Raw genomic sequence first — 12,570 nt, 5'->3', positions numbered from 1 at the left:
CGCAACCCTGGCACACGACGTCGTGTGCCAGCCATGTCCTCAAGCTGAAGCGACCGTCCGCAATCCCGCCATGCCTCAGCCGCCAGCCCCTTGATCGCCCGGACAAGTCCTAGCTGTCCTGAAGCCGCGCCGCTCCTTCCAGCGCCTTCAGTACGGATTCGGGATCGCCGTCGTAGAACTCTTCGCGCCCGTCGGCGGCGGCCTCGTCGACCAGCTCCAACAGGTGCTGCCAGCCCGGGGCGGAGGTGTCCTGCCGTTCGGTGTGGAACCCGACGCGGGCGCGCGGGTGCGGCCTGGACCCGTCGAAGCACGAGCACGCGTCCTGGCGGGGCCCCCGGCGCTCCGGGGCAGGATCTGATGTGTCGCCCCATCGGTTCACGTAGAGCCTCGGTTCTTCCTTGTCCGTCATGGCACCAAGATACGGAGGTTGCTGTGGGCCGCTCCTGCGACTATTCGTGTGAGCGAGACTCAGGATCGAACGCTTGCGTGGGGACGCTGACGCTGCTGACGGGGAATTACGTGACGTTCCACACGGCTGATAGACCGTGGCTATGACGTTCCTGGTGGTGGTAGAGGGTGATGCGGGCGGATGGCGCGTCGATGAGGATGCACTGACGGAGGCGATCCTCGATCGGTGGACTGATGTCGCGACTCGTTCAGAGCATCCCAGCGAAGTGCGCAGTCACATATGGGAGTTCGAGACGACGAACGGGCCCGGAGAGGCGTATCTGCACGTGGAGGGCACGTGCCTATACATGGACGTGTGGGAAGACGACGCCATCTGGTTGGCGGTCCTCTTCCGCAGGCTGACACCGGACACCCTTGACCTGGTCTTCTGCGATGAGGGCTACACCTTCGATGTTCATCTCCCGCCTGGGATCGCTGAGGCTGAGCTCACGGGCCTTGTGAATGCGGTGGGCTGAACTCAGATGCTGAGGCCGGCGAGCTGTGCGAGGATCCGCGCCGTCGGAGAGCAGGCCATGGCGACCCCCTGGCGACCTCAGCCTGAAGTTGGAAAAGGCTCAAGGATCCATGATCACGGCCCAGAGACGGCCCAGCAGGCCCCGAACGGCCCCGTCCAGTCAGAAACTCGCTGGTCGGGGCCCCGCCTCCGCGACAAGCGAGACTTCATCTATTTCTGGCCGATGTACACAGGCATGTCCATTCCGGAGAATTCCTGGCGCAACCGCATGTGGCTGGATACCTGGATCTAGCGGGTTTCCATGAGTGCTGTGCGTAACGAGGCTTGAGGTGTTGGGCTTCGGTCCGGACAGTGGTCCGTTTCTCTATTCGAGAAGCAGACCCGCGGGGCCTTCCACTGCTGGACCACAGCCGTCGGGAAGCCTCGACCACGAGCACGATGGTCTCCTCCGGGGTTCGAGCGATGCGATCCGGAATGTCTCGGCCTTGGGGGGCGGGCCGCGCCCTCCAGCCTCCTCCCGGTGTCCTTGCCGGTCATTGCTGCGAGTCGCGCCGGGTGCCACCAGGGGCGTCTGCGGCCTCGCCAGGCGTTCGATCGCGATGTCGGCATCGTCCGCCGCCCGACGAGGTCGTGGTCGGTGCGCGCCCGCCCTTCGTGTTCGCCGATGCCGCCGACAGGCAGGAGGAGCAACGCGGGTGTGCTCCTCCTGCCTGCTTGGCTGCGGCACACACGGGTCGGTCGATCCCCGTCAGTGGCTGCCGCCACCGCTGTCGTGACCGTGGTGGCCGTCATGACCGACGATCGTCCACGGGCGCATCAAGTCGTCGCATTCATGCTCAAGGATGTGGCAGTGGTGGATGTACGTCGCCGGCAACTCGGTGCCGCTGTGCGGGATCGATGCGATCGTGCCCGGGACGTCGAATTGGTGGATGATTCTGGTCACCATCCCCTGGTACGCCCTGACCGTGTCCTTGCGGGCCATTTCCTCGTCCGGGTCCGGCGGAGTCGGTGGGCCGGTGAAATAGTCGGCCACCTCCGGCTTGTCCGCCGGGTTGCTGCCGTTGTCGACCCACTGCTTGTAGACCTTCTGGAAGGCGGGCCCGTCGAACGGCTGCCTCTCCAGCACCTGGAAGTTGACGAGATGGACGTGCACCGGGTGGGCGACCGGCTGGGGGTTGATGTACTCCCAGATCTCGGTCGACCCCACCTCGATGAAGTCCGCGCTCGGCGCCATGAAGGGCAGCGCGTTGAACTGAAGGGGATCGTCGGCTGTCCGCTGGTACACGACGAATTGCCGACGGGGCGTTTCCGACGTATGCCGGATCCGCATGACCGGCGGCAGGGCGAGTGTCCTCGGTGGTGTGCTCCGGTCCGCGCCGGACAGCCTTTCGGTCACCCGGAACTGCATGACTTCCGGGATCTCCGCGCCGTTGCCGTTGGGGAAGTAGACGGGGGCGTCGAAGTTCTCCAGCGTGACGTTCGTACCCATGGGAACCCGGCTGAAATCGACGATCAGGTCGATCCGCTCGGCCGACCCGAGCAGAATGCTCTCCAATCGCAACGGAGAACGGTAGCCGTCGTCGGTCCCGATCAGCCAGAACGGCAGTGTCTTCGTGTCGGTGTTGAACCGCAGCCGCCACGTGCGCGTATTCGATGCGTTGAGAATACGCAGCCGATAGCGCCGCGGCTGGACGTCCAGGAACGGGTACGCCTTCCCGTTGACGACGGGTGTGTCCGCGCCGAACTCCTTGTCCAGGGTGTAGGCGAGTGAGCCGTCCAGGTGGAAGGTCCGGTCGGCCAGGATGAGGGGAACCTCGAACTCGCCCTGCGGCAGGCCGAGCCGCCTGTCGGCGGGATCATGGATGAGGTAGGCGCCGGCCAGGCCCGCATAGACGTTGAGGCTGGTGATCCCGATGGCGTGATCGTGGTACCAGAGCATGCAGCTCGTCTGCTCGTGGTTGGTGTAGCCGTAGATCGCTTCGTTGGGTGCGGCACGGCGCGGATCCAGGGTGGCGTAGCCCGGGCCGTGAACGCCTTCCGAGGTGAACCACTGCAGTGGAAGACCGTCGGACTGCGGCGGGGTGAAGCCGCCGTGATGATGCACGACGTTCCATACGGAGAGATGCTCCGGAAGCATGTCAGGGCTGTCGTGGTGCAATTGATCGACCCTGGCCTGGAACAGGTGGGTGGTCGGCAGCTCGGTGCGGTACTTGACGACCGTCGGGTGGTCCTTGGTCGCGACGACGGTCGGACCGAGATATCCCATGCCGATCGGCATGTCGGGATCGTATGGATTCTTGGCCCAGTAACCCCACACGGCTCCTGTCCCGAGATCCCGGTGGAACTGCCACGGACGCTGCAACATCGTGAGCTCGTAGTAGTCGGCGCCCCGATGGAGGGACCGATCCGGGATGGCCGTCATCAGCGTGGGGAGCGGATCGACGTACTTTTCCAGCGGGGGAGTCTTCGTCACCTCGATGTCCGGGTGCCCTGACCCGGTACCGTGCGACGCGAATGCCGGTACGCCGTGAAGACCTTGTGGAAGCAACATGGCCGCACCACCGACGGTACCGGCCTTGAGGAATTGCCTACGCCCGACCATTTTCTCTCGCCTTCTACAGCCTTGGTGGGATTCAAGAAGTACAGGCCTGGTTCGGAGCAGGCTGTGGCGCAACGATCGAGTCGGCCGAAATCACCCGGACGTGAGTTCCCGGTTCTCGACGGTGCGGTAATTTCCTCTGAATTGCTGCCGCGGTTTCGGGCCGGACGCCGTCCTGAATCCGCGCCGCTCCTTTCAACGCGTTCGGCACGGAATTCGGGATCGCCGTCGTGGACGATGTGGGGCTCATCCGGCGTGGGCACGCCACTGGAGGACGTCAGCGGCGATGTCGACGGCGGTTCGGCCACGGTCCTGTGGGGCGGCTCGTCCGGCATGTCCATTCCGGAGAATTCCTGGCGCAACCGCATGTGGCCGGATACCTGGATTTGACCGGCTTCTTCGTACCGCTGCCGGTCGCGGTCCGATAACAACTCCCCCTGGAGTCACTGCCGTCCCGTAAAGTGCCCACAAGCGCTCTCTTGAACATGTTCAAGAGAGCCTCCTGGGGAGGGGGACTGCACAGATGCGCAGTGGAGCGAAGGTCGCCGTCATCGGCGGAGTGTTCGTGCTGGTGGTCGGCGGTGTGGGGTACGGGGCCTACAACGTGCTCGACGGGCTCGGCGGCGGGGGCGACGGATCGGACGGCCGCCCCGCCTCCGCCGTGGTGAAGACGGGGCCGCCGAGCAAAGCGGAGATCAGCGAGACGTCGAAGAAGTTCCTCGAAGCCTGGGCGGCCGGCGAGGCGGCGGACGCCTCCCAGCTCACCAACAACGCGACCGAGGCCAAACCGGCCCTCAGCGGATACAGCGCCCAGGCCCACGTCACCAAGGCGGTGATCACTCCGGGCCCGGCGACCGGCACGACAGTGCCGTTCACCGTGAAGGCGACCGTGAGTTACGAGGGGAAGTCCAAGCCCTGGTCGTACTCCTCCGAACTGACCGTCGTGCGCGGTCTGACCACCGGCCGGGCGCTGGTCGACTGGAAGCCCTCGGTGATCCACCCGGATCTGGCGGACGGCGAGTCGCTGAGGACCGGCGAGGCCTCCGCCCCGTCGATCGAGGCGCTCGACCACAACGGCAAGGTGCTGACGAAGGAGAAGTACCCGTCGCTGGGGCCGATCCTGGACGCGCTGCGCGAGAAGTACGGCGAGAAGGTCGGCGGGACCGCAGGCATAGAGACCTGGATCGAGTCCACGGGCGAGGACACCCCGGACCAGACGCTGCTGACACTGTCCAAGGGGAAGCCCGGCAAGCTGCAGACGACGCTGGACGCCAACGTCCAGGCGGCGGCCGAGAAGGCGGTCAAGCAGTACAGCCAGGCCTCGGTGGTCGCGGTCCGGCCGTCCACCGGTTCGATCCGCGCGGTCGCCAACAACCCTGCGACCGGCTTCAACGCGGCCATGCTCGGCAAGCAGGCACCCGGTTCGACGATGAAGATCGTCACCGCGTCGATGCTGATCGAGAAGGGGCTCACAGGCGCGAACCAGAAGGTCGAGTGCCCGAAGACCGTGCTCTACCAGGGTCGTACGTTCCAGAACCTGGCCGGGTTCTCCATCCCGGACGGCACCCTCACCACCAGCTTCGCCCGGTCGTGCAACACCGCCTTCATCAAGCTGATCGACGACACCAAGGACGACGCCGCACTCGCCAAGGAGGCCCGGGACGTCTTCGGGATCGGCCTCGACTGGAAGACCGGCTCCGCGTCCTTCGACGGCAGCGTGCCCGAGGCCACCGGCGGAGAGGCCGCCGCGCAGTACATCGGCCAGGGCACCATCCAGATGAACGCACTCAACATGGCGTCCATCACCGCCACCGCACGCAACGGCACCTTCCGGCAGCCGGTCCTCGTGCCGCAGGAGCTGGACGGCCGTCAGCTGGCCACCGCGTCCCGTTCGCTGCCCGCGTCCGTCTCCCAGCAGGTGACGAACATGATGCGGCAGACCGCGAGCTGGGGCACCGGCAAGGCGGCGATGGCCTCGGTCGGCGGCGACAAGGGCGCGAAGACCGGTTCGGCGGAGGTCGACGGACAGGCCACGTCCAACAGCTGGTTCACCGGCTTCAGCAACGACCTCGCAGCCGCGGCGGTCGTCCAGTCCGGCGGCCACGGCGGCGACGCCGCAGGCCCGGTGGTCGCCCAGGTGCTGCGCGCGGGGCCGTGACCTGCTCCGACCGGGGTCCGGTGGCCGAAACAGAATCGCGTGCCCCGCTGGACGGCCGCTAGCGTGCGGGGCATGAGTACTCCCGACGCCACGGCTCCCGTCACCCCAGCTCCTGAGGCCGCAGCTGCCGAAGCCCACCCCCGATTCGCCGAGGCCCTGCGCGAGCTGGGCCTCGACGTCGAGATCCGCCGTTTCCCGGAGGCGACCCGTACGGCGGCCGAGGCCGCCGCCGCGATCGGCTGCGACCTCAGCGCCATCGTCAAGTCGCTGATCTTCGAGGCCGACGGGGCGCCCGTGCTGGTCCTGATGGACGGCTCCTCACGGGTCGACGTGGAGCTCGTACGGCGGGAACTGGGCGCCGGGAAGGTCAAGCGGGCCGGGGCCGACCTGGTCCGGGAGACCACGGGATACGCGATCGGCGGGGTGCCGCCCTTCGGCCACCGTACGAAGACACGGGTGCTGGCCGACCGCGGGCTGCTCGACCACGACGTGGTCTGGGCCGCGGCGGGCACCCCGCACACCGTCTTCCCGCTCGACCCCAAGACGGTCATCGGGCACGCCGGTGGCACCGTGGTGGACGTGCGCGAGCAGACGAAGTGACGCCGCTGGTCGCGATCGCGGTCCTGGCCGCGGCAGTCACGCACGCCAGCTGGAACGCCATCGCGCACGCCATCAAGGACCAACTGCTCTCCTTCACCCTGATCTCCGGCGGCGGGGCGCTGCTGGGCGCGGTCATCGCCTGCTTCGTACCCCTGCCGGCCACTGAGGCGTGGCCGTATCTGGTCGTATCGGCGGTCCTGCACGTCGCCTACATGGCGCTGCTGATGCGGTCGTTCACGCTCGGCGACTTCGGCCAGATGTACCCGATCGCACGCGGCACGGCGCCTCTGGTCGTGACGGTGCTCGCGGCGGTCTTCGTCGGCGAGCGGCCGGACGGCTGGGCGACGGCGGGGGTGGCGGTCGCCTGCGCCGGGCTCGTCGGTGTCGCGCTCTGGGGCATCCGGGGCTCGCAGGCCCGCCCGCACTGGCCGGCGATCACCGCGGCGCTGGCGACGGGTCTGGCGATCGCCGGCTACACGACCGTCGACGGGGTGGGGGTCCGGGCCTCCGGCACCTCGCTCGGCTACATCGCCTGGCTGATGATCCTGGAGGGGCTCGCCGTACCGGCGTACACGCTCAGCTGCCGCCGCGGGCAACTGGCCGCCCAGCTCAAGCCGTTCGCGGCACGGGGGCTGCTGGGCGCGGCCTTGTCGGTGGCCGCGTACGGGCTGGTCCTGTGGGCGCAGACGAAGGCCCCGCTGGCCCCGATCGCCGCCCTGCGCGAGTCGTCGATCATCGTGGGCGCGGCAATAGGGTCGGTGTTCTTCAAGGAGCGGTTCGGCGCGCCGCGCATCGCGGCGGCCGGGCTGATGGTCATCGGGATCGGGCTGATGCTGCACACGAGTTGAGCCCGCCGGCCCGGGCACGCGGCGACGGTCCCCGGCGGCAGCGGACGTGCCGCGTACGGACGTGACACCCGAGGATCACCTGTCACGTCCGTTCCAGAGGCGTGCCGCCCGCCGGGCGGTCCCCCGCCTCAGTCCTCCGCGACCGCCCTCCGGAAGCCTGTGTTCACAGCGAGCAGGCCGCCGTCCACCCGCAGCGTCGTCCCCGTGATCCAGGCCGCGTCGCGGGAGGCGAGGAAGGCGACCGCGGCCGCGATGTCGTCCGGCTCGCCGACCCGGCCCAGCGGGTAGACCGCGCTCACCCGGTCCAGCTCGAGGTCACGTCCCGCCCAGGCGTCCGTGCGGATCGTGCCGGGCGCCACCAGGTTGACCCGGACCCCGCGTGGACCGGCATGGCCGGCGAGCGTACGGGTCAGACTGCCCAGTCCGGCCTTGGCCGCGCTGTAGGCATGGTTGCCGAAGTCCTGCTCGCCGTTGACCGAGCCGATGTTGACGATCGCGCCCCTCCCCGACGCCACCAGATGCGGCAGAGCGGCGCGCGAGCAGCGGTACGGGCCGGTGAGCGTGGCGTCCAGGTCGCCCTGCCAGACGTCGTCGGGCTCGTCCTCGAAGAGCGGAGTGTCGGGGGTGCAGCGGTACGCGTTGTTGACCAGCACGTCGAGCGTGCCGAACACCTCGACCGCACGGGCCACCGCAGCCTCGACCGCCGCCCGGTCGCCCACGTCGCAGGGCAGCGCCTCGGCGGTGGCACCCGTCTTCCGTATCGCCGCCGCCGTGAGCTCGGCGCGGTCACCGTCCAGATCGGTCACCAGGACGCGCGCGCCCTCGCCGGCCAGCCGGCGGGCCGTGGCCGCGCCGATGCCCTGTCCCGCGCCCGTGATGAGTACGCCGTATCCGTCGAACCTGGAATCACCGGTAGGAGTCATAGCGCCGACCGTACTGCTCTGACCAGGGCCTGGGCACGGGGATCGGCGGTGACTCCCTTCTGCAGACCGTTCGTCACATAGCCGAGCGCGATGCCCGATTCGGGGTCGGCGAAACCGAGCGAGCCGCCGCGGCCCGGGTGGCCGAAGGAGCCAGGGGCGAGGAGCGGGGCGGCCGGTCCGTGCAGCATGTAGCCGAGGCCGAAGCGGGTGTTGACGACGAGCACCCGGTCCGGGCCCGCGGACTCCTCGGTGCGGGCCAGGGTGAGCGTGGCCGGGGCGAACAGCCGGTGGCCGTCGACCGGGCCGATCATCGCCGCGTAGCACCGGGCCAGGGCGCGGGCGGTCGCGATGCCGTTGGAGGCGGGGAGTTCGGCCACCCGGTAGGCGGGGTCGTTCTCGTCGGGCAGCGGGTCTATCGCGCCGAACGCGCGGCGGGTCAGCGACTCCGGGTCACGGTAGGCCTCCGTGACCGACCGCTTGGGGCGCAGCCGCAGTGCGCCGCCGTTGTCCTGGAGGGCGGGCGGCTCGACCGGTCCGATCCGGCCCACCCGGTGCGCCTCTTCCGCCGGCAGCCCGAACCAGAAGTCCAGGCCGAGCGGGCGGGCGATCTCCTCGGCGACCCAGCGGCCCACGGTGCGCCCGGTGACCCTGCGCACCAGTTCGCCGACGAGCCAGCTGTACGTCTGCGCGTGGTAGCCGTGCGCGGTGCCCGGCTCCCACTGCGGGCGCTGCGCGGCGACGGCCCGCGGCCCGGATATCCCGTCGGCGGCCTCCTGCGGCGTCAACGGCCGGTCGAGGGCGGGGACCCCGGCCCGGTGGGAGAGGAGGTGGCGGACGAGGACGCGTTCCTTGCCGGCGGTCTTGAACTCGGGCCAGTACGTGCCGACGGGTGCGTCCAGGTCCACCTGGCCGCGCTGGTGCAGCAGCAGCGGTACGGCGGCGGCGATGCCCTTGCCCGCCGAGCGGACGATCTGCACGGTGTCGACGGCCCACGGCTCCGCGCCGTCCACGTCCCTCGTACCGGCCCAGAGATCGACGACCTTGTGCCCGTCCCGGTAGACGGCGACCGCGGCCCCCCGCTCGCCTCGGTGCTCGAAGTTACGGATGAAGGCGTCCCTGACCGGTTCGAATCCGGCCGCCACCGTGCCCCGTACGTCCACGCCTGCTCCTGCACTCCCGCTCATCCCCCCATGGTGCACGGCCCCGCAGGTGAGCTGTACCGCGGGTGACCTTCGTCCCGGCACGACCGGGGCGGACGCGCATCCCCGCCGGTCACGCGCCCATGGTCACGGAGCGCGGGTCGAAACCGAACGGAAGCTCCAGGCGGTGGGCGCGCATCAGCTCCTCGTCGCACAGCAGGTCGTGCGTACGGTCGTCGGCGGCGATGACACCGTCGCTGAGGATGACGGCGCGCGGGCAGAGCTCCAGAGCGTAGGGCAGGTCGTGCGTGACCATCAGCACGGTGACGTCCAGCGACCGCAGGATGTCGGCGAGTTCACGCCTCGACGCGGGGTCCAGGTTGGACGACGGCTCGTCCAGCACGAGGATCTCCGGCCGCATCGCGAGCACGGTGGCGACGGCGACGCGGCGGCGCTGGCCGAACGAGAGGTGATGCGGGGGCCGGTCCGCGTACCCCTCCATGCCGACCTGCTTCAGAGCCTCGACGACGCGCTCCTCCAGCTCGGCGCCGCGCAGCCCGGAGGCGGCGGGTCCGAAGGCGACGTCCTCCCGGACCGTCGGCATGAAGAGCTGGTCGTCGGGGTCCTGGAAGACGATGCCGACGCGGCGGCGGATCTCGGCGAGGTGGCGCTTCTCGACCGGGAGACCGGCGACCCGGACAGTGCCCGCACCCGCGTCGAGGATGCCGTTGAGGTGGAGGACGAGGGTGGTCTTGCCGGCGCCGTTCGGGCCGAGCAGGGCGACGCGCTCGCCGCGGGCGACGGTCAGATCTACGCCGAAGAGCGCCTGGTGACCGTCGGGGTAGGCGTAGGCGAGGCCGCTGACCTCGAGGGAGGCGGGGGGCGTCGGTGGCATGCTCATAGGCTCCATCCCAGCAGACAGACGACGAGGGCGAGGACGGGGAGTGCCGAGGCGTACGCCCACTGGGCACGGGACGCCGTCACTTCGTCGATGACCGGCATCGAGCCGGTGTAACCGCGACTGACCATGGCGAGATGGACCCGTTCGCCGCGTTCGTAGGAGCGGATGAAGAGGGCGCCCGCCGATGCGGCGAGAACTCCCCACTGCCGCACACCGCGGGCCTCGAAGCCCCGGGAGCGGCGGGCGATCGACATGCGCCGCATCTCGTCGGTGACCACGTCCCCGTACCGGATCATGAACGAGGCGATCTGCACGAGCAGCGGCGGCAGCTTGAGCCGCTGGAGGCCGAGCAGCAGGGAGCGCAGCTCGGTGGTGGAGGCCAGCAGCACCGAAGCGGCGACGCCCAGGGTGCCCTTGGCCAGCACGTTCCAGGCACCCCAGAGGCCGGGGACGCTGACCGGAACACCGAGGAGTTCGGTCTGCTCGCCCGGCACCACGAACGGCATCAGCAGCGCGAACGCGACGAACGGCACCTCGATGAGCAGTCGCTTGAGCAGGAATCCGGCCGGGATCCGGGCGAGCACGGCGACCGCGGCGAGCAGCGCCGCGTACAGCGCGAACGCCCAGACCGCCTCACGCGGTGTCGAGACGACGACCACCACGAAGCAGAAGACGGCGGCCAGCTTGCAGTGCGGCGGCAGATCATGGACCGGCGAGTGCCCGTGCCGGTAGAGCTTGTGGGCGTGCCCCGCGGCCATCAGACGGTTTCCTCGGTGCGCGCGTCGAGTGCGCTCGGCGTACGGCGGCGGCGCACGGCCCAGAAGACCCCGCTGCCGACCACCACCGTGGCGCCGACCCCGATCACTCCGGCGAGGCCGCCGGAGATCCGCGCGTCGGAGACGTCCCGGACGCCGTAGTCGGCGAGCGGGGAATCCTTGGACGCATGCGGCTCGGTCTTCTCGTCGATGCCCTGGTCGGCCGCGACCTTCTCCAGGCCGTCCGGGCTGGCCGAGGCGTAGAACGAGACGAAGCCCGCGAGGACGAGGGCGGTGACCAGGCCGGTGGCCCAGACCTTGCGCGTCGACCGGGCGGCGACGGGGGCGGTCTCGCGTGCCGGCGCATCGACGAGTTCGCCGCCGACCCGGAGCTTGAGCGGTGCGGTCAGCCCCCGGGCGCCGTGCACGAGGTCGGGGCGGACGGCGATGACGGCGCCGACGGTCAGCGCCGTGATCAGGGCCTCACCGATCCCGATCAGGAGGTGAACACCGACCATGGCGGTGAAGACCTTGCCGATCGCGATGTCGGTGGTACCGCCGATCCAGTAGATCAGCGTGAAGACGACCGCCGCGGCCGGTACGGACACCAGCGCGGCGACGAACGACGCGACGGTCATGGAGCGACGGGTCCGAGGCAGCACACCGACCAGGCCGCGGAAGAGGGCGTACGCGACGACGGTGGTCGTGATGCCCATGTCGAGGACGTTGACGCCCAGCGCGGTGAGCCCGCCGTCCGCGAAGAGAATGCCCTGCATGAGCAGGACGACGGATATGCAGAGCACCCCGGTATAGGGACCGACCAGGATCGCGGCCAGGGCCCCGCCCAGGAGATGGCCGCTGGTACCCGCGGCCACCGGGAAGTTCAGCATCTGTACGGCAAAGATGAAGGCGGCGACAAGACCCGCGAGCGGCGCGGTGCGCTCATCGAGCTCGCGGCGGGCACCCCGCAGACTGACCGCAACGGCACCCGCGGCAACGACACCGGCGGCGGCGGAGACAGGTGCGTTGATGAATCCGTCGGGTACATGCATAGAGGAGGCTCCGCTTCCTGCGTTGCTGCGCGGGGTCAAGAACCTCTCAATGATAGGGCCTTGTTGCGAACCATTCGCAAGAGCGCATACCTCACAGTTGTGCGCCCCAACCGCCCGACGCCCTCGCCGCGCCAACCGGCCAAAATATGGGACATTAGAGGGCAGAAGTTAACGAATAGGAGGAGTCGGCCATGTCCCCCGTGATCGAAGAGCACACCGAAGCCCGGCTCATCACCGAGGCCACCGACACCTTCACGGTCCCCGTCGACCTGCGGTACGACGCCGGCCGCGACCCGCGAACCGTCCATGTCGCCTTCCCCGGCGGCACCGACTGGGCCTTCGGCCGCGATCTGCTGGAGGGCGGGATGCGCTCCCCGGCCAGGAGCGGCGCCATCCGGATCTGGCCGCTGGGCCGGGCGCAGCTGGTCGTGGAGAAGCACTCCGCGGACGGCGTCGAGGTGGTCCAGTTCGACAACGCGTCGATGATCCGCTTCCTGCACCGCATCCACGACGAGACCAGTCCCGAGGCCGCGCAGGCGGTGACGGCCCGGGCGTGACGACATGGATGAGCCCCCGTGCCGTTCGCACGGGGGCTCATCGTCGCCCCGGTCCCCCGTCCCCACAGGTAACCGGCGCAGTCCGGGGCCGCGCTCCGCTCAGACGCGGACCCCGG

General features: G+C 69.5%; 13 protein-coding genes. 6 read left to right on the top strand and 7 right to left on the bottom strand.

The genetic code is table 11. The features are described 5' to 3' along the window. Positions 1-109: 109 nt before the first annotated feature. Positions 110-409 (bottom strand): hypothetical protein, encoded by a 300-nt coding sequence (locus OG963_RS26725; protein WP_319739055.1) that lies wholly within the window; start codon positions 407-409, stop codon positions 110-112. A gap of 142 nt (positions 410-551) precedes the next feature. Here OG963_RS26725 and OG963_RS26720 point away from each other — a divergent pair, with 142 nt between their 5' ends. Next, a complete protein-coding gene (locus OG963_RS26720; protein ID WP_319739053.1) occupies positions 552-923 on the top strand; it encodes a hypothetical protein in 372 nt (123 codons plus the stop codon). Between the two features lie 747 nt (positions 924-1,670). Here OG963_RS26720 and OG963_RS26715 read toward each other — a convergent pair. Continuing rightward, the gene (locus OG963_RS26715) at positions 1,671-3,524 is read right to left on the bottom strand and encodes a multicopper oxidase domain-containing protein (protein WP_107490413.1); all 1,854 of its coding nucleotides are present in this window, start codon (positions 3,522-3,524) and stop codon (positions 1,671-1,673) included. Here OG963_RS26715 and OG963_RS26710 point away from each other — a divergent pair. The 4 genes from OG963_RS26710 (at position 3,450) to OG963_RS26695 (ending at position 7,127) form a co-directional block, all read left to right on the top strand. Then, a complete protein-coding gene (locus OG963_RS26710) occupies positions 3,450-3,911 on the top strand; it encodes a hypothetical protein (RefSeq protein ID WP_177309273.1) in 462 nt (153 codons plus the stop codon). The two genes, OG963_RS26715 and OG963_RS26710, sit on opposite strands and share 75 nt — an antisense overlap. 133 nt (positions 3,912-4,044) lie before the next feature. Continuing rightward, on the top strand, positions 4,045-5,679 hold the full coding sequence (locus OG963_RS26705) for a penicillin-binding transpeptidase domain-containing protein (RefSeq protein WP_093776452.1): 1,635 nt from the start codon (positions 4,045-4,047) through the stop codon (positions 5,677-5,679). Positions 5,680-5,751: 72 nt separating this feature from the next. Beyond that, positions 5,752-6,279, top strand: a complete 528-nt coding sequence (locus tag OG963_RS26700) for a YbaK/EbsC family protein (protein WP_030926728.1) — start codon at positions 5,752-5,754, stop codon at positions 6,277-6,279. Further along, positions 6,276-7,127, top strand: coding sequence for an EamA family transporter (locus tag OG963_RS26695; RefSeq protein ID WP_371799532.1), 852 nt, complete (start codon positions 6,276-6,278; stop codon positions 7,125-7,127). The genes OG963_RS26700 and OG963_RS26695 overlap by 4 nt, the downstream gene beginning before the upstream one ends. Before the next feature lie 128 nt (positions 7,128-7,255). Here OG963_RS26695 and OG963_RS26690 read toward each other — a convergent pair whose 3' ends face one another. The 5 genes from OG963_RS26690 to OG963_RS26670 form a co-directional block, all read right to left on the bottom strand. Beyond that, positions 7,256-8,050, bottom strand: a complete 795-nt coding sequence (locus OG963_RS26690) for an SDR family NAD(P)-dependent oxidoreductase (RefSeq protein ID WP_093776448.1) — start codon at positions 8,048-8,050, stop codon at positions 7,256-7,258. After that, a complete protein-coding gene (locus OG963_RS26685; RefSeq protein WP_093776446.1) occupies positions 8,047-9,210 on the bottom strand; it encodes a serine hydrolase domain-containing protein in 1,164 nt (387 codons plus the stop codon). The genes OG963_RS26690 and OG963_RS26685 overlap by 4 nt, the downstream gene beginning before the upstream one ends. Before the next feature lie 112 nt (positions 9,211-9,322). Then, complete coding sequence (locus OG963_RS26680) at positions 9,323-10,090, bottom strand: energy-coupling factor ABC transporter ATP-binding protein (RefSeq protein WP_093776444.1); 768 nt, start codon at positions 10,088-10,090, stop codon at positions 9,323-9,325. Beyond that, positions 10,087-10,848, bottom strand: a complete 762-nt coding sequence (gene cbiQ, locus OG963_RS26675; protein ID WP_093930390.1) for a cobalt ECF transporter T component CbiQ — start codon at positions 10,846-10,848, stop codon at positions 10,087-10,089. Before cbiQ ends, OG963_RS26680 begins: the two co-directional genes overlap by 4 nt. Next, a complete protein-coding gene (locus tag OG963_RS26670) occupies positions 10,848-11,897 on the bottom strand; it encodes an energy-coupling factor ABC transporter permease (RefSeq protein ID WP_093776440.1) in 1,050 nt (349 codons plus the stop codon). Before OG963_RS26670 ends, cbiQ begins: the two co-directional genes overlap by 1 nt. A 191-nt stretch (positions 11,898-12,088) precedes the next feature. Here OG963_RS26670 and OG963_RS26665 point away from each other — a divergent pair, with 191 nt between their 5' ends. Further along, positions 12,089-12,454: an SsgA family sporulation/cell division regulator gene (locus tag OG963_RS26665; protein WP_030926713.1), complete on the top strand. Its 366-nt coding sequence runs from the start codon at positions 12,089-12,091 to the stop codon at positions 12,452-12,454. Positions 12,455-12,570: the final 116 nt, after the last annotated feature.

The sequence above is a fragment of the Streptomyces sp. NBC_01707 genome (genome assembly GCF_041438805.1).
Lineage (GTDB): Bacteria > Actinomycetota > Actinomycetes > Streptomycetales > Streptomycetaceae > Streptomyces.
This window is presented reverse-complemented; position numbering and strand designations above follow the sequence as displayed.